Annotated in this window: 17 protein-coding genes; 3 read left to right on the forward strand and 14 right to left on the reverse strand. The window is 52.1% G+C overall.

Going from position 1 to position 16,025, the window contains the following annotated elements:
- Positions 1 to 4: 4 nt before the first annotated feature.
- Genes V7Q41_RS09925 through V7Q41_RS09935 form a run of 3 tightly spaced genes read left to right on the forward strand, consistent with a single transcriptional unit; the run spans position 5 to position 2,273 of the window.
- The gene (locus tag V7Q41_RS09925; protein ID WP_333845666.1) at positions 5 to 580 is read left to right on the forward strand and encodes an acyltransferase; all 576 of its coding nucleotides are present in this window, start codon (positions 5 to 7) and stop codon (positions 578 to 580) included.
- Positions 577 to 1,311 (forward strand): class I SAM-dependent methyltransferase, encoded by a 735-nt coding sequence (locus tag V7Q41_RS09930; RefSeq protein WP_333845667.1) that lies wholly within the window; start codon positions 577 to 579, stop codon positions 1,309 to 1,311. The genes V7Q41_RS09925 and V7Q41_RS09930 overlap by 4 nt, the downstream gene beginning before the upstream one ends.
- A complete protein-coding gene (locus tag V7Q41_RS09935) occupies positions 1,311 to 2,273 on the forward strand; it encodes a glycosyltransferase family 2 protein (protein WP_333845668.1) in 963 nt (320 codons plus the stop codon). The genes V7Q41_RS09930 and V7Q41_RS09935 overlap by 1 nt, the downstream gene beginning before the upstream one ends.
- A gap of 13 nt (positions 2,274 to 2,286) precedes the next feature.
- On the opposite strand, the gene V7Q41_RS09940 is transcribed toward V7Q41_RS09935, so the two are convergent.
- The 14 genes from V7Q41_RS09940 to V7Q41_RS10005 all read right to left on the reverse strand — a co-directional run bounded on the left by V7Q41_RS09940 (position 2,287) and on the right by V7Q41_RS10005 (position 15,992).
- Complete coding sequence (locus V7Q41_RS09940) at positions 2,287 to 3,243, reverse strand: glycosyltransferase family 2 protein (RefSeq protein WP_333845669.1); 957 nt, start codon at positions 3,241 to 3,243, stop codon at positions 2,287 to 2,289.
- The gene (locus V7Q41_RS09945) at positions 3,243 to 3,821 is read right to left on the reverse strand and encodes a class I SAM-dependent methyltransferase (RefSeq protein WP_333845670.1); all 579 of its coding nucleotides are present in this window, start codon (positions 3,819 to 3,821) and stop codon (positions 3,243 to 3,245) included. The genes V7Q41_RS09940 and V7Q41_RS09945 overlap by 1 nt, the downstream gene beginning before the upstream one ends.
- 13 nt (positions 3,822 to 3,834) lie before the next feature.
- Positions 3,835 to 4,794 (reverse strand): glycosyltransferase, encoded by a 960-nt coding sequence (locus V7Q41_RS09950; protein WP_333845671.1) that lies wholly within the window; start codon positions 4,792 to 4,794, stop codon positions 3,835 to 3,837.
- A gap of 3 nt (positions 4,795 to 4,797) precedes the next feature.
- A complete protein-coding gene (locus V7Q41_RS09955; RefSeq protein WP_333845673.1) occupies positions 4,798 to 5,631 on the reverse strand; it encodes a glycosyltransferase family 2 protein in 834 nt (277 codons plus the stop codon).
- Positions 5,632 to 5,638: 7 nt separating this feature from the next.
- Positions 5,639 to 6,190, reverse strand: a complete 552-nt coding sequence (rfbC, locus tag V7Q41_RS09960; RefSeq protein ID WP_333845674.1) for a dTDP-4-dehydrorhamnose 3,5-epimerase — start codon at positions 6,188 to 6,190, stop codon at positions 5,639 to 5,641.
- Entirely contained in the window at positions 6,187 to 6,972 is a 786-nt protein-coding gene (locus tag V7Q41_RS09965; protein ID WP_333845675.1) for a GSU2403 family nucleotidyltransferase fold protein, read from the reverse strand. Before V7Q41_RS09965 ends, rfbC begins: the two co-directional genes overlap by 4 nt.
- Before the next feature lie 213 nt (positions 6,973 to 7,185).
- Positions 7,186 to 8,061: a glucose-1-phosphate thymidylyltransferase RfbA gene (rfbA, locus tag V7Q41_RS09970; protein ID WP_333845677.1), complete on the reverse strand. Its 876-nt coding sequence runs from the start codon at positions 8,059 to 8,061 to the stop codon at positions 7,186 to 7,188.
- Between the two features lie 17 nt (positions 8,062 to 8,078).
- Positions 8,079 to 8,975 carry a dTDP-4-dehydrorhamnose reductase gene (gene rfbD / locus V7Q41_RS09975; protein WP_333845678.1) on the reverse strand — a complete coding sequence of 299 codons (897 nt, stop codon included), beginning with the start codon at positions 8,973 to 8,975 and terminating at the stop codon, positions 8,079 to 8,081.
- Positions 8,976 to 8,995: 20 nt separating this feature from the next.
- Positions 8,996 to 9,214 (reverse strand): hypothetical protein, encoded by a 219-nt coding sequence (locus tag V7Q41_RS09980; RefSeq protein WP_333845679.1) that lies wholly within the window; start codon positions 9,212 to 9,214, stop codon positions 8,996 to 8,998.
- Entirely contained in the window at positions 9,201 to 9,428 is a 228-nt protein-coding gene (locus V7Q41_RS09985; RefSeq protein ID WP_333845680.1) for a DUF2281 domain-containing protein, read from the reverse strand. Before V7Q41_RS09985 ends, V7Q41_RS09980 begins: the two co-directional genes overlap by 14 nt.
- 38 nt (positions 9,429 to 9,466) lie before the next feature.
- On the reverse strand, positions 9,467 to 10,528 hold the full coding sequence (gene rfbB / locus V7Q41_RS09990; RefSeq protein ID WP_333845681.1) for a dTDP-glucose 4,6-dehydratase: 1,062 nt from the start codon (positions 10,526 to 10,528) through the stop codon (positions 9,467 to 9,469).
- A 64-nt stretch (positions 10,529 to 10,592) separates the two neighbouring features.
- The gene (locus tag V7Q41_RS09995; protein ID WP_333845682.1) at positions 10,593 to 12,791 is read right to left on the reverse strand and encodes a hypothetical protein; all 2,199 of its coding nucleotides are present in this window, start codon (positions 12,789 to 12,791) and stop codon (positions 10,593 to 10,595) included.
- A gap of 66 nt (positions 12,792 to 12,857) precedes the next feature.
- Entirely contained in the window at positions 12,858 to 13,823 is a 966-nt protein-coding gene (locus tag V7Q41_RS10000) for a hypothetical protein (protein ID WP_333845683.1), read from the reverse strand.
- 123 nt (positions 13,824 to 13,946) lie between these two features.
- On the reverse strand, positions 13,947 to 15,992 hold the full coding sequence (locus tag V7Q41_RS10005; RefSeq protein WP_333845710.1) for a polysaccharide biosynthesis protein: 2,046 nt from the start codon (positions 15,990 to 15,992) through the stop codon (positions 13,947 to 13,949).
- Positions 15,993 to 16,025 lie beyond the last annotated feature (33 nt).

The following is a 16,025-nucleotide window of genomic DNA, read 5'->3' on the forward strand; positions in this document are numbered from 1 at the left end:
CGAAATGGCTTATTTGGATTCAAACCAATTGGCATCATTAGGCCTTAAAAGCTATGGCCAAGATGTAAAAATATCTGAATGGGCTAGGATTTACAACCCAGCCAACATCATCATTGGGAACAATGTAAGGATTGATGATTTTTGTATTTTATCGGCAGGGGATGGTGGGATTGAGTTGGGAAGTCATATTCATATTGGTGCTTATTCGTCTATTATTGGAAATGAATTAATTGTGATTTCAGATTATTGCGGCTTGTCGAGTAGAGTTTCAATTTACAGTAGCAGTGATGATTACTCTGGGCAATATTTGACCAATCCAGTCGTCCCAGGGCATCTTACCAACGTCAAACATGCCCCTGTTCAAATAGCGCCTCATTGCATCATTGGCTGTGGCAGTGTCATTTTACCAGGCGTTATGATTCATAAAGGCGTAGCTGTAGGCGCATTGAGCCTCGTCAGAAGTCAACTAGAAGAATTTAATATTTACTCTGGAAATCCGCTTAGAAAGATAAGCGCTCGCTCTAGAGAGCTAATTAATTTGGAAGCACAGCACACCTATCCAAGTGGTGGTAAAGAATGAAATTCAGGAAACTTCTCAATTTATTTGGTAAAAAAAGTTGCCCCGGTTGCAACAACTCGATAAGAAAATTTAACCAAATAGAAAAATCCGTCAGCTCCAGCCTGAGTTCAATCTATTCTGCACCGCAGGGATTCGAAGCATTAAGTGTGGATAGTTATTATTGCCCTATCTGCGGTGCAAACGATAGAGATAGGCTTATATTATCTTACATCCAGCGCAACCACACCTCACACTGCAGCATTCTTGAAATAGCGCCATCAAAAGCGGTCAGACAACAACTAGTCAAAAATAAATTTAGCTATAGATGCTGCGATTTATTTATGCATGGCGTAGATGATCAATGTGACATCACGAATATGACATGCTATGCGGATCAGAGTTTTGATATTGTGATTTGTTCACATGTTCTTGAACACATTCACGATGACTCAAAGGCAATCTCAGAAATTGCAAGGATTTTAAAACCAAATGGGCAAGCATTGATACTGGTTCCAATTCCTATTGGGTTGCAAGCTAATTTGTATGACGCTGCGATTGAGGATAGTGAGACACGGATAAAGATGTATGGACAAGCCGATCATGTAAGGATGTACAGCAGATCCGGATTAACCGACTTGATAAAAAATTCAGGCTTAAGCCTCAAGACATGGACGCGCTCGGATGATGAATTAGCATTCGAAAAGATGGGACTGTCTTCTACATCAACCTTATATATAGGCATAAAACAATAATGACAAGCGCAAAGGTCAGCGTTGTTATACCTGCATTTAACCAATCTGGCTACTTGCTTTTGGCACTTCAGTCAGCACAAAATCAAACTTATTCAAACCTTGAAATCATCGTTGTTGATGACGGGTCTACAGACAACACACGTCAGATTGTTGAAGATTGTGCAAAAAATGATTCAAGAATTATTTATATATACCAAGAGAATGACGGCTCTTACGGTCTTGGCGCCCGAAACTGGGGCATGCTCTGTGCGACTGGGGAATGGATTGCATTGCTTGACCAAGATGATGTTTGGTATCCAAGCAAAATTGAAGAACAACTTGATTTATCAATTCAGCATCCCGAGGTGGGTTGTATATTTTGCCCAATAGACTTTATCGATCAGAATGGGATAAAAACAGGCGCTCAAAATACTTTGGAATCATTCACTTGTTCATACGAGACATTACTGGCTGATAACAGGATATATGTATCATCAGGCATTTTTAAAAGAAAATTATTAGCAAAGGCAGGGCTACCCAATGAAAGCTCAGGCTATGCAGACTGGTCTCTTTGGTTAAGTCTATCAAAGCATACCAAGGTGATGAGCACTCAAAATGCGCTAGCCGCATATCGATTGCAAGAACAATCCTATCAGCACCAACAACTAAAGACTGATTTGCATAAATTTGCACTGGATAACGTACTCACCACATTAAGTCAACAACCCAGGGCCGTCATTTCGCCTCGTATCAATAAAATTTATATCAAATCAATGAATAGACGGGCCAAGCTTTACTTACGCGCGTCTTATAACGATTTGGCTCATTTAAAATTATTCAATTTTCTACAAGCTGGGCATAAATCTATTCGCTTTACAATCGGACTGCCTAACAAAATCTTTATCGCAATCAGGCTCGTTATTGAAGCTCCGCTCAAGGCTCTGTCTCTTCGTTTTAAACTAAAAAATAGACGCTCTGTATAGATAATTTCGAATGTTAGATGTCTTCTAGTACGATGGTACCTAAGAAATAAAATGTAGCCAGACTACACCTGAACCGAATTGATTTATGTTCTTGATTTTGTTTTTTATGAATCAAGCAAAGATGTGCATGGGCTTTTGCAAATGATTTAATGCCACGCGTTGAATTGAATAGCCCCAAATGAATCAACCCGCTCATGCCGTGGCCTAGTCCACGTAACAACAAGCCTAGCTTTGATTTCTTTTCGTACCCATACTTACTTAAAAATATTTGTTTAGATCTGTTGTAGTGTAGGGTTTTGATATAGCTCACACGCCAAGATGGTGTGGATGAAGATTGACTGAAATGATTCACATAGGTGTTTGCTGACAATACGCAATCACCACCCGCAGCAATGACTCGTTGGCAAACATCCAACTCTTCATAATACATAAAGAAATTTTCATCAAACCCACCCAACTCTTGAAATGGTTTGACTCGAATCAACAAGCAGCAGCCAGATAAAAACATGGTTGATAAGTCGCCATCGGGTTCGGTATATGGATGACTCGGATTGTCAGGATAGCGCCACCCATACGAAATATCTTGCGTCTTTTGCCTAGAGTCAAATATTTGGGCTCCTACAATGATCGCTTGTGGATATAAATCCGCCGTAGCGATCATCGCATTGATTGACGAAATATTCAGCTCAACATCTGGGTTAATAATCAATGCGAATTCTGAGGTCACATAGGACAATGCAAGATTATTACCACCTCCATAACCTCTGTTTATTTTATTGTGAGGATAAACACCCTTGCTGAAAAGTTTTGAAAGCTCTGCTACGACAGATTGACTCTCGTTTGCTGAATTATCAACCAGCACAAAGTTGGAGAAGCACTGTAAATTTTTAACGATTTGAGGAATCAAAGGCCTGCTTCGATAAGTCACCATGACGGCACTGACTCTGTTCAAATCGTGATCTGACAACATTATTTTGTCGCTGCCAGTTGCCAAACCAAATGCGTTTTGCCTATTTTTATATTATTTTTATGCCAATTTTTCAAACGCATCAGCCAATCACGGTGTGGCGTCTCTGCATAAGATGAATAAATCCAATCCGCCTCAATAAGTTTGAATTGCCCTTTGAACCCATATCGCTTGGCATAGGCGTCCTCGTCGCAAAAATATTGATGGGTGCCTTCCGAAATGAAGTTCACATGCGTCGGATCTTGAAATGCCTTTGCAGAAGGGTAAGCCGGCGTCAATGCATACAGCTTGCCGTTTGGCTTCAAAATTCTCCAAATTTCCGACATTAAATTTATAAATGGGAGCTTGACTTCGCCAGACTGAAAGTCGATTGCTTGGCGTGGGATATGTTCCAACACATCAAATGCTGATACGGAATCAAAAAAATTACTTTCGTAAGGCAAGGTATCTAGGGCAAGGTTGGCTTGCTTAAAGTTGATCCCTAAATCAACCACCCCAGGGTGTATATCAACACCATAAACCTCATCAGCGCCGTAAGGGTTTCGAGGGTTATTTCCGCAACCTATGTCTAAGTGTTTCATTGTTGACCTTTGATCATCTTCTTTTTGCCAGCATGACGCTATTGTGTAGCCAAGAAAATGTCGAGAATTGAAAAAACCTAAAACGTTTAGCAAATGGCAAGTCTGTTGCCTTTGTCAAAAGCATGAACTTTGCATACACAGATGATGCACTGAGCATCTGCAATATATAGTTTTCTAAACGCAACTTTTTATCCAACACCTGGAGGATGTCCTGATTTTGAAGACTTGACTGCTGGGCATCACGCATCATTTGTTGGCATTCAAGTATTCCACCGTGGGCTGAATCTATCATTTTCTGACGCTTGATTTCGTAATTGTAATTTTTCGCCTGCTGTGACACGCCACCGCGCCTGTGTTTGACCAAGGGCTGTGCAATGCGTACAGCACCACCCATCAACAATGCACGAAATAAAAAGCATTGGTCTTCGTACATTAAGTTTGGATTTAAATCATTGAACGCAATTAATCGCCGAGTCATCATGTGGCTTGCACCAAATATATAGGGTCTTTTTTGGCCCCAACGGGTGAGATCCCACGTTCCTAACTCATCTGTTTTTTTCACGCCCAAGTCATGCCCATCCAGGGTCATGTCATATCCATCAGCCGCTACCAAATCAGGCTTTGTTTCGAAGGTTTGCCAATAGGCCACGCATGCACTGCAGCGTGAAGGAAGAGAAACGTCATCCCCTGCAGCTGTAAATATCAAGTCACCAGAAGTTAGATGAAATGCTTTTGTGTAATTGCCGACTAGCCCAAGATTTACCGGGTTACGGTTCAGAATAATTTTCTTGCTACCTGAATAAGCCTTTGCAAGCGACTCGACGATGGGCCATGTCCCATCTTTGGAGCCATCATCCGACACCACAATTTCAATCTTGTCGTCGTCTTGGTCCAACCAACTTTGCAGCGCCTCTTTGACGAATGCTTCTTGGTTGTACGTCAGCAAAACGACTGAGGCACGAACAGGCTCCATCGCTCAAATCCACTCCCAAGCAGTGCCTGGCTTGCGGTTCAGCGCGTGCACTGTCATGTCGTACGCCGTCAACTCTTGCTGGCGTGCTTGTGCCAGCCAGTTGCGCCGTTTGTAGCGTGCTAATTTGCGGCCTACCCATGTTTGGTTCATGTACAAACGCATCAAGTTGCGGTTGCCCAAGCTGTCGCGCTGGTCCATCGCCTTTTCGAGTTTGAGCGCTTTTTGCGTGATCATGCCGTAGTGATGCAACCAAGCATCCGACGTGATCCCCATGGTCAGCCCCTGTTCGATGGCGCGTTGGAAAAAGATGCCATCCTCGTAGCCCAACAGTTTGGGCACGGGCATGAAATAGCCAATATCGCTCCACACCTCTTCATGAATCGCCATGCACACCGCATGCGCCACGCCCTGACGCACATAGCCTTTCATTTGCGCGCGGGCTTGGCACACAAAGTCAGCTTGGTTGTAGTTCAGGTCGCCTTCAATCATGGCGGGGCTGGCAATTTTTAACTGATGCTGCTCAGCCGCTTGGATGAGGTTGCGCAGCCAGCCAGGTTCGCACACCACGTCGTTGTTCATCACGATGGTCCATTTGGACTGAATGGCCAACGCCCCTTGGTTCCACGCAGCACCGCAGCCGAGGTTGCGCTCATTCAAAATCACCGCGCCAAACCCCTGTTGTTGCAGCCATTCGCGCGTGCCATCGGTGGACCCGTTGTCAACCGCCACGATGCGCGAAAAATCAACTTCCGTACGGTCTAGGCTGGCAATGAACTGCTGGGTGTAATCCAGTTGGTTGTAGCAAGCAAAGGTGATGGTGTAGTTGGGCAGCGTCATCAGCCCATTATCCGCCGACGCACTCTGCCCAGCTCATGGCTTGCGCATCTTTGGCGGCCAGCTGAGGCGCACCCTGCAACAAATGCAACGGCCATTCAACCCCAATGCTCGGATCGTTCCACAACAAGCTGCGCTCAAACTCGGGGTGGTAGTAGTCGGTGGTTTTGTACAAAAACTCTGCGCTCTCGCTGGTCACCAAAAAACCGTGGGCCAAGCCCTCGGGTATCCACATTTGTTTGTTGTTCTCGGCCGACAGCTCTTGGCCAAACCATTTGCCAAACGTGGGCGAGCCTTTGCGAATATCCACCGCCACATCAAACACCGCGCCCTGTGTCACGCGCACCAGCTTGCCTTGCGCATGTTGGGTTTGGTAGTGCAGTCCGCGCAGCACACCTTTGGCCGACTTGCTGTGGTTGTCTTGCACAAAGGTGCGCTGCACGCCCGTGGCTTGCTCAAAGTTGCGGGCGTTGAAGCTTTCAAAAAAGAAGCCGCGCGCATCGCCAAATACTTTGGGTTCGAGCACCAGCACGCCGTCAATGGGGGTGGTTGTGATTTTCATAATAAGCGTTCATCTAAAAGTTTTTGCACAATAGTTGCCTGCCGTTGATCTCGTCGGCGCTTGATGGGATCACGTTTTTCTGCCACCTCTGCCAGCCAAAGTTTGAATTCGACGAAAGTTTTCGGGGCGATCGTTTTCATTTTTGCCATGCGTCCATTGCTGGCCACGACGATGCATTCAAACTTTGGCGCACTGGTCAGCACAGCGGCTCGCATGGCCTGAACAGGCCAAAGATCGTCTTCATCGTCTGAGAATCGAAATGGGTGCGGATCATCTGCCTCTTGCATACGTCGTAAAAAATCAACTTCAAATCCTTTGTCGTTGATTGCCGTCTCGTTTTGTCCTTCTTTGCGGACAAATGTGCGATCTGCTTTTTGCAAAACGCCCAAAATTGACTCATCCAATTTGGCGATGTCACTGAAAAACTGCACCTTCTTGCGCGCATCCCACAGCAAATCGACATCCAAAGTTGCCATGGCCGCTTGTTCAATCCTCACCCCAGCCGCCATTTCGAAAGCATACAAGGCATGCGTTCCCACCACGATGAAATGATCTTGCAACCCGCTGTCTTCTAGCGCGCGAATGATGTCGATCAGCAGCGCTGGAGCTCTGCCCACTTTCAAGGCCCTGTTGAGCCTTTCCGACTCCTTGACTGCGTTGCGCAATGCGCGCAAACGTGTTTCGATCGCCAGCTTCTTTGCTGTGAACTCCCGATAAATCAACTCTGTATCAGGCGATCGCGGCCCTATGCGCTGTTGGCGGTTGTCTAGCAGCGTTTTCACCAGGTACTCATACCCCGCTTGCTTTTTCCAATACATCCCGCCCGCGTAAGACTTGGCTTTGGCCTGCGTGGTGACAAACTCTTGGAAAACAGCAGACGAATCTAGCCACTGTCTGCCTGCGTTGTCGGGAATCAGTGTCCAATCCATTGGCCGTATTAAATCATGAACTTAGAAAAATTACGGCCAAAGAATGTTGACGATGTTGCGTTTGAGTTATTTCACCAAATTCAACAGATATTGACCATAGCCATTTTTAGCCAGCGGCGCCGCCAGTTTTTGCACAGCGGCGGCGTCAATCCACTTTTGGCTAAACGCGATTTCTTCAGGGCAAGCCACCATCAAGCCTTGGCGTTTTTGCAGCGTGCCAATGAAGCTGGCCGCTTCCAGCAAACTGTCGTGCGTGCCCGTGTCCAGCCACGCATAGCCGCGACCCATGATCTCGACATTCAACTGGCCCAACTCCAAATACCGTTTGTTGACATCGGTAATCTCTAGCTCACCGCGGTGCGAAGGCTTCACAGCCGCGGCAATGTCGCACACCTGCTCGTCATAAAAGTACAGGCCTGTGACGGCGTAGTTGCTCTTGGGCTGGGTGGGTTTTTCTTCGATGCTCAAGGCACGAAACTGCGCATCAAACTCCACCACGCCATAGCGCTCGGGGTCGTGCACATGGTAGGCAAACACACTGGCGCCAGACGTGCGTTGGTCGGCGTTGTGCAGCTGCTTGACCAAGTCGTGGCCATAAAAAATGTTGTCGCCTAGCACCAGTGCACTGGGGTGATCGCCCACAAAGTTTTTGCCAATGATGAAGGCTTGCGCCAAACCATCGGGGCTGGGCTGCACCGCGTATTCAATGTGCATGCCCCACTGGCTGCCGTCACCCAGCAACTCGGCAAAACGCGGTGTGTCCTGCGGGGTGGAGATCACCAGCACCTCCCGAATGCCACTGAGCATCAACGTGGTGAGCGGGTAATAAATCATCGGCTTGTCGTACACGGGCATCAGCTGTTTGCTGACCGCCTGGGTGACGGGATACAAACGGGTGCCAGAGCCGCCCGCGAGGATGATGCCTTTGCGTTGTTGGGTCATATGTGCCTTATTTTTGCTTAAAGTATTTCCGCCAACATCCTGTTCACCCCCTGCTGCCAAGGTGGCAGCACCAAGCCAAAGGCTTGTTGCAGTTTGGTGTTGCACAGGCGTGAATTCAGTGGGCGGGTGGCGGGTGTGGGAAACGCGCTGGTGGGCACTGCCGCCACTTCCGTGACCTTCCAGTCCAAAGCGGGGCTCAGGCGTTTGCCGTGCTCAATCACATGGTTGGCATAGGCGTGCCAAGTGGTTTCGCCCGAGGCCACCAAGTGGTAGAGGCCTCCCAATGCAATGTTTTGAGTGTTGACCAAGCGGCGAATGGCGTGCGCCGTGACATCGGCGATCAGCTCGGCCCCGGTGGGCGCGCCGTGTTGGTCGTTGATGACGGTCAGTTTTTCGCGGTCTTGTGCCAAGCGCAGCATGGTCTTGGCAAAGTTGCCGCCGCGTGCGGCATACACCCAGCTGGTGCGAAAAATCAAATACTTGCAGTCACTGGCCACGATTGCTCTTTCGCCGTCCAGCTTGGTTTGGCCGTACACGCTGAGCGGGCCCGTGCCCTCGCCCTCTTGCCGCGCGTGGTTGCCGCTGCCGTCAAACACATAGTCGGTGGAGTAGTGCACCAGCCAGGCGCCTACTTGCGCAGCGGCTTGGGCCAACGCGGCTGGGGCTTGCACGTTTAAAAGCCGCGCCAGCTCGGGCTCTGACTCGGCCTTGTCCACCGCCGTGTGGGCCGCGGCATTGACGATGAAGTCTGGCTTAAAGCTTAGCACTGTTTGCGCCAGCTGCTCGGGCTGGCTCAGGTCACCACAGTGGGGCGTGCTGTAGCGGTCCAGTGCCAGCACCTCGCCCAAGGGGGCCAAGCTGCGTTGCAGCTCCCAGCCGACTTGGCCGTTTTTACCGAGTAGTAATATTTTCATGCGATCTGGAAAACGCTTGGTTACAGGGCTTCTTTGCCGACCGGTCTACCAAAGCCAACCTCGTTGTGCGAGTTATCTTCGTTGACGCTACGAATCAGACCATCAAGATCATATTTGTCTTCACTCTGAATATCCTTAGCCAAAGTAAGCAGCTGCTTATCAAGCGAGGGTAGTTCTAAATTGTGCTGTCGTGCCATAGCAGCAGTAATTGCTGGTTGCAAATACTTAATGCCACTCATCGCGCAACTGCTGCTGAATCGTCAACGGATCGGCGCAGAATGAAGCTGAGGCCTCCAACCCACCGCAAAGAGCAGCCAAGCGCGTAGGTAGCTCAACAGCATCCACAACCCCACGCTTCGTGCGCAAGAACTCTGCGAAGTCCAACACTTCTGCCAGCAAGGGCTCGGGCAGCGTTCGCGTCGCTTCCCATAGTTTTTCAGCTGTTGTTGACATATGGCCTCCCGTGTTAGAGCTTCATCTTACAAGAACACTCATCCCCCGTACTGCTTCCCCACCCACTGCCGATAAGCCCCACTCGTCACGCCCTCCACCCACGCTTGGTTGGCCAGGTACCACTGCACGGTTTTGCGAATGCCGGTCTCGAAGGTTTCTTGTGGTTTCCAGCCGAGGTCGCGCTCGATCTTGCGGGCGTCAATCGCGTAGCGGCGGTCGTGGCCGGGGCGGTCTTTGACGTAGGTGATTTGCTCGGCATAGCCTTTGCCGTCGGCACGGGGCTGCAGCGCATCCAGCACGGCGCACAGGGTGTGCACCACCTCGAGGTTGGGCTTTTCGTTCCAGCCGCCGATGTTGTAGGTTTCGCCCACTTGGCCCGCTTCCAGCACACGAGCAATGGCGTGGCAGTGGTCTTGCACATACAGCCAATCGCGCACTTGCTGGCCGTCGCCATAAATGGGCAGCGGTTTGCCCGCCAGCGCGTTGAGCAACACCAAAGGAATCAGCTTTTCTGGAAAGTGGTACGGCCCGTAGTTGTTGCTGCAATTGGTGGTCAGCACCGGCAAGCCATAGGTGTGGTGCCAAGCGCGCACCAAGTGGTCGCTGGCGGCCTTGCTGGCCGAGTAAGGGCTGTTGGGCTCGTAGGTTTTGGTCTCGGCAAACGGCGGGTCGGTGGGCGAGAGCGTGCCATACACCTCGTCGGTGGACACATGCAAAAACCTAAACGCTGTTTTGTCAGCCGCAGGCAACTCTTGCCAATACGCACGCACGCTTTCTAGCAAGTTGAAGGTGCCCACCACGTTGGTGTCGATGAAGTCACCCGGGCCGTGGATGGAGCGGTCCACATGGCTTTCAGCCGCAAAGTTGAGCACCGCGCGCGGCTGGTGCTCGGCCAGCAGCTGGCCCACCAACGCGCGGTCGCCGATGTCGCCTTGCACAAACACATGGCGCGGGTCGCCCTTCAGGGCGTCTAGGTTGGCCAAGTTGCCTGCGTAGGTGAGCTTGTCGAGGTTGATCACCTTTTCGTCAGAGGACGCCAACCAGGTGTGGACAAAATTGCTGCCGATAAAGCCGGCGCAGCCGGTGACGAGAAGGGTCATGGTGTTATTTTTAAATTGAGATATTTGTTATAAATTTTATCGCTTGATAACCCAGGAACGCCGCTTACCTCACCGCCATCCGATCCCGCAGCCCAGCCCAAAAACGATGCATATTGGCTTCTAAATAGCCCACGTCACCGCGATCGTAGTCTGTCACGTCGGCTTGCAAACCGTGGCGAATGGATGGGAACAGGCCGTAGCCTGGCTCGATGTAGTTGTCCTTTTCTTGCACCTTGGTCTCTAGGCCTAGCGCCCACTGGTCGCGGCCGCGCACGGTCACGGGGCCAATCGCGTACGACTCTTTGGGGCCGATGGGCAGCGTCCAGCTAAAGCCTGCAAACGCGCGCTGGTTGGGTGTGGTTTCATTGCCTGGGCCCGTTTTGCGGTAGTAAAAGCGCAAGCGGTGGTCCCCAAAGAAATGCGTGGTCATCAAGTGAATGCCACTGTCGTTGTTCAAAAACCGACCCTTGGTGGCTGACAGCGCCCACTTGCCTGGCAGCACGGCGTAGCGCAGCGTGACATACGAGGGCTGCAAGGGGTCTGCTTGCGGCGCATTGTCGCGGTGGTACACCCCATTAAACCCAGTCACCTTCCAGCGGTTGTCTGGCGAATCCCACACCATCGTCACATTGCTGCCCTTCACCCCAGACGCCAAGTAGCCCGTGGTGGCCTCGGCCCACAGACCCGTGTAGAGCGGCCGCGTGTACGACAACATGTTGGCACCCCAGGCGGTCTTTTCGCCCAGGCCCACACGCCTAAAGTAGCTTTGCGGATCTCTGAAGTCATCCGATTGCGTCACAAATTGCGTGTGAAAGCCGTGCCACACCAAGCCCTTGTAGAGCGGCAACTCCCAGCCCTTGGAGAGGCCCAGCGAATAGTCGGTCAACCCAAACTCTGTGCCCACGGTGTAGGTGGCACTGGGCCCGATTTCTAAATCAGGACGCAAGAACTGTGAACCGTCCCCACGCACCGTCCATTGCACAGCCTCAAGGCTTTTTGCCATGGCGATGGGCTCGCTCTTAAGCTGGATGGGCTTGAGCTTGTCACACAGCCCCACACCTTTGGCGTAGTGGTAGAGGCAAGCACTGTTGGTTCTGGCTTGCAACACAGGGTTTTGCAAATAGGTCAGCGTGTACAGCACATCCTGTGTGCTTTCGCCTTGTACCTTGAGCCACACGCCCAAGGCCGCAGCCAACGCGTCTAGCCTATTTTTGCGCCACACCCGGGGCTCGGCGCGCACATGCCAAAGCATGCCGTCGCGCCCCACCGACACCTCAGAAAAACCTGCGGCCACCATGGCGTCGGCAATGCCTTTGGCCTTGCTGTTATCGTCTATGTCAGCAGTGCGTTCTGCTTCAGGGGCAGCAGTTAGAACGGCCATGCCTCCTGCCATGCTCTCTACTATGCTTTGTGCTTGGCTTTGTGCCAAACCCTCTACCAATCGTTTTGGCTCAGGCTGGCTCTGCACCACCCTTGTTGGGCTAGGCGCTGCAGACGGCTGGCCTTTGCGAATGGCATAGCCATCCATGTCGTACGACAGCGTCACCATCAGCTGCTGCGCTTGCTGCGGTGTGTTGTGCGACAGCTTTCGGCTGGCCGCCACCGCCACGCCCCAGTCTGGCAGTGGACGCCAGCCCACAGAGGCGCCCACACGCGATTCGCGTGAATCGTTTTCGGCCAACAGCTTGATGTGGTCGGTCACATGGAGCGCCACACCCGCAAACTTACCCTGTATCAAGCCGCCACCATGGTCACTAGGCTGGGCTTTTGAAAAGCCCACGCTCACATCCAGTGGGCCTAGCGTGGACGTGCCCACACCATACGCCTGTCGGTACAGCGTGGCTGCACCGCCGTAGTCGCTCATGCCCACGGCAAAACGTGTGTTGAAGGGCAAGCGGGGCAAAGGCAGCCGAACCTTGCCGTTGACTGAAATGTCACGGGTTGAGCTTTTGCAGTTTCCGTAATACAAGTCGCAATTCAAATCGCCGTCGTAGCTCAGCCGTGCCACGGCCTCTACATTGGGTAGCACACCAAACCCGAGGTTGTAGCCACCAAATGGCCCGTAGCCCTTGTACAGGCGGGTGGACTCTGGGTTGGAATTGCTCCAACTGCCCACCATCGTGCCGTACGACATCACATCCGCATGTGGCACATTGATGATGCCGCTGTAGCCCGAGGGCGCCAGCTGCACTTGCGCTACAGCGCCCTGCGCACACATGGATAACAGCAGGGCTGATGCAACTTTGGCAGAGAGTTTTTTCAAGAACATGGGCATTGAATAGACAAAAAAAGGGGCCCACGAGGAGCCCCTTGCTTTGAGCAGGTGAGTTTACACGCCGCCTGAGCCCGAACCTGAGCCCGAACCCGAACCTGAACCTGAACCTGAGCCTGAAGCACTAGGAGCTGTACCAGCAGTCACTGCAGCCTTGAGGGAAGTAACAGCAGTAGCCAATTCGGTTGGAGTTGGGTTCCACTTAGGTGTCACTGTGGTCACACCCAAAGCGGCGGCCTGTGTAGCCACTGACGCCTGAAATGTTGTTAAACCAGTTTGCAAGGCAGTAACTTGTGTGCTGTCGAGTGTTGCCTTTCCGTCAGAGGCAACGGTTGCTTTGGGTGTTGCAGCAATCAAGGTTTGGAAGTAAGCCATCGCGCCGCCTGCGCCTGCATTTTGACCAAGCAAAGCGATCAAACGTGCGTTTGCATCAGCACCAGCGATATCGCTGGTGCTTTTGATGACTGTTGTCGGGGCTGCAAAAATGTTGAAGTCACTGGGCAAACCCATAGCCAACAACAAACGCGCGCCACCTTCGGTGATTGTGTCTGCTGTCAGACCTGCAGGAACTGCATTGGCCTGACCAAGTGCAGCTGTATCAATGCCAGACAAACGGGCTGCCATAGTGGTGAGAGGGGTAACACCCGCCGATGTTGCACTTGATTGCACAGCAGTCACCAAGATGCTGGTGGTGCCAAATGAAGCATTTGCGCCTGTTTGCTCGTCAAAGTACTGAGAAGAAGAATTGCCCTTAACCTGAACAATTTTGATACCGGTGTAAGTTCCGATATTGACAGTGGACTTACCTGCGTTGGTATCTGATGAGCCAAATGTTGTACCTGTACCAGCCGAAGTTGTTCCGTTAGATTGATACACAGTCACATCAGCAAGATAGATCGCGCCCTTGGCAGGCACAACACTCAAAGAAGAAGTTGCTGGCGCAGAGCTACCGCCACCACCGCAAGCCACAAGCACTGCAGTTGCAACGCTGACCAATGTCAAACCAAAAATACGACGTTTCATGTTCATTCCCATGTGTTAAATGATTGAGCGTAGGTGCGTGATTGCTATCCTGCCTAATCCAATTCTACACAACTTCAGCAAATTTCTTGGTTTTGGCAAATCTTTGATAAAAACGACCATTCATCAAATTGACACGGGGGCCAGCGCTTCGCGCTCCAGCGCCATGTGCACCCAGTCGACCACCTCGCCACTGGGTTGGTAACCCGACACCAACTCTTGCAGCAGGCCCCGGATCACCGGCACGTCGTTCACCCTCATGGCAATGCTCAGGGCATTGAGCTTTTGCTCCAGCTGCGGCCAGCTCGTAAACTGCTCATGCGCCTTCATGATGCGTGCATGCTGGGTCGGTTTGGGGTTGTCGCCTATTAGCAGTTCTTCATACAGCTTTTCCCCGGGGCGCAGGCCAGTCACCGTGAGCTCGATGTCGCCATCTGGCTGAAGCTCGTCACGCACCGTCATGCCCGACAACTCCACCATGCGCCGGGCCAGGTCGATTATTTTGACGGGCTGGCCCATGTCCAGCACAAACACATCACCGCCCTGCCCCATGGCACCGGCCTGGATCACCAGCTGCGCCGCCTCGGGGATGGTCATGAAGTAGCGTGTGATGTCGGCATGCGTCAGGGTGATGGGGCCACCGTTTTTGATCTGCTCACGAAACAGCGGCACCACAGAGCCGCTTGAGCCCAGCACATTGCCAAAACGCACCATGCTGAAAGTGGTGCGCGTGTTGGGAGCCCTTCCCCCCTGCACGGCCACGGCCGGGTTCACCTCGGCAAGGGCTTGCAGCACCATCTCTGCCAAGCGCTTGGTGGCGCCCATAATGTTGGTGGGGCGCACGGCTTTGTCAGTGCTGATCAACACAAAGTTGCGCACGCTGCTGCGCATGGCGGCTTCGGCACACACGCGGGTGCCCCACACGTTGTTGCGCACGCCCTCGGCAGGGTTGTGCTCAACCAAGGGCACATGCTTGTAGGCTGCCGCGTGGTACACCGTTTGCGGCTTCCAGGTGTCCATGATCTCGTGCATGCGCACCGCATCGCACACCGAGGCCAACAAAGGAACGATCTCTATGCCTAGCCCGCCACTGGGCTCCGGCGTATCAGGCGCATCCCCCTCCACCGGCTCACTCACGCTCAGACGCTCCCCCGCCAAAGTCGCCTGCAACTCCTGGTGAATCTGGTAAAGCGCAAATTCACTCATCTCGACCAACAGCAACTGCTTGGGGTTGGTCTTGATGACCTGGCGACAAAGCTCGCTGCCAATGCTGCCCCCCGCCCCCGTCACCAACACGGTTTTGCCATGCGTGTTGAGGTTAAGCAACAAGCCATTGGGCTTGACCGGATCGCGTCCTAGCAGGTCGTCAATGTCTAGCTCGCGGACATCACTCAAAGTCACCTTGCCTGTGGCAATGTCGCTCAGGCCTGGCAAGGTACGAACTGCTACCTTGTGGGGCTTGAGCGCGTTCAAAATCTCGTTACGCCGCTGGCGCGACACACTCGGCACCGCCAACAGCACGTCGGTGATGGGGGAGACGCTCAACAGCTCGGCCAAGTCAGCCGGGTTGTAGATCGGCAAGCCATTGAGCACGTGACCATGCAGCCGATCGTCATCGTCCAAATAACCCACCACCCGAATCTCGGGGCTGGTAGCCATGGCCGAGGCCAATTGCCGCCCTGCACTGCCAGCACCGTAGATGAGTGCCTGAGGCAATGACGCCTTGCGCAGCTGCTGGTGATAAAGCCCGCCCAACCACACCCGTGCCGCAGCACGTGAAGCCCCCACCAACAGCAGCAACAAAATGGGCTGAATCAAGCCCACTGTGCGGGGCACGCCATCCACACCCCATAAAGTGAAAATAGATGCAAAAGCCAAGCCATACAACAGCATGGCGCGCCCCACAGCCACCATGGCTGGCAGGCCGCTGTAGCGGAAGATGGCGCGGTAAAGACCTGAGGAAATGAAAATTGGCAAAGCCAACACCACAGACGCCATAGCGGGCCAAATGGCTGGGCCAGACAAAGGCGTGAAACTGCCACTGCGGAGGTAAAAAGCCAGCCATACCGACACAATGCAAAGTGCTGCATCCAAGGCAAGCACGAGACAGCGCTTGACTTCACGTGGCAGCGCCAAAGCCGGTGCTGCAAAACGACTCAAGGTGCGAATCATGGTTTCACCCATGATGTGAAATCCGCCGAGTCC

The sequence above is a fragment of the Limnohabitans sp. genome (assembly GCF_036804465.1).
Lineage (GTDB): Bacteria > Pseudomonadota > Gammaproteobacteria > Burkholderiales > Burkholderiaceae_C > Limnohabitans.

Excerpts from the sequence above, each read along its gene's own strand:
- V7Q41_RS09985 (WP_333845680.1), bottom strand. The coding sequence starts at position 9,428 with ATGTCAACAACAGCTGAAAAACTATGGGAAGCGACGCGAACGCTGCCC.
- V7Q41_RS10005 (WP_333845710.1), bottom strand. The coding sequence starts at position 15,992 with ATGATTCGCACCTTGAGTCGTTTTGCAGCACCGGCTTTGGCGCTGCCA.
- V7Q41_RS09980 (WP_333845679.1), bottom strand. The coding sequence starts at position 9,214 with ATGAGTGGCATTAAGTATTTGCAACCAGCAATTACTGCTGCTATGGCA.
- V7Q41_RS09945 (WP_333845670.1), bottom strand. The coding sequence starts at position 3,821 with ATGAAACACTTAGACATAGGTTGCGGAAATAACCCTCGAAACCCTTAC.
- V7Q41_RS09955 (WP_333845673.1), bottom strand. The coding sequence starts at position 5,631 with ATGACGCTGCCCAACTACACCATCACCTTTGCTTGCTACAACCAACTG.
- V7Q41_RS09935 (WP_333845668.1), top strand. The coding sequence starts at position 1,311 with ATGACAAGCGCAAAGGTCAGCGTTGTTATACCTGCATTTAACCAATCT.
- rfbC (WP_333845674.1), bottom strand. The coding sequence starts at position 6,190 with ATGAAAATCACAACCACCCCCATTGACGGCGTGCTGGTGCTCGAACCC.
- V7Q41_RS09950 (WP_333845671.1), bottom strand. The coding sequence starts at position 4,794 with ATGGAGCCTGTTCGTGCCTCAGTCGTTTTGCTGACGTACAACCAAGAA.
- V7Q41_RS09925 (WP_333845666.1), top strand. The coding sequence starts at position 5 with ATGGCTTATTTGGATTCAAACCAATTGGCATCATTAGGCCTTAAAAGC.
- rfbA (WP_333845677.1), bottom strand. The coding sequence starts at position 8,061 with ATGACCCAACAACGCAAAGGCATCATCCTCGCGGGCGGCTCTGGCACC.
- rfbB (WP_333845681.1), bottom strand. The coding sequence starts at position 10,528 with ATGACCCTTCTCGTCACCGGCTGCGCCGGCTTTATCGGCAGCAATTTT.
- V7Q41_RS09930 (WP_333845667.1), top strand. The coding sequence starts at position 577 with ATGAAATTCAGGAAACTTCTCAATTTATTTGGTAAAAAAAGTTGCCCC.
- V7Q41_RS09940 (WP_333845669.1), bottom strand. The coding sequence starts at position 3,243 with ATGTTGTCAGATCACGATTTGAACAGAGTCAGTGCCGTCATGGTGACT.
- V7Q41_RS10000 (WP_333845683.1), bottom strand. The coding sequence starts at position 13,823 with ATGAAACGTCGTATTTTTGGTTTGACATTGGTCAGCGTTGCAACTGCA.
- rfbD (WP_333845678.1), bottom strand. The coding sequence starts at position 8,975 with ATGAAAATATTACTACTCGGTAAAAACGGCCAAGTCGGCTGGGAGCTG.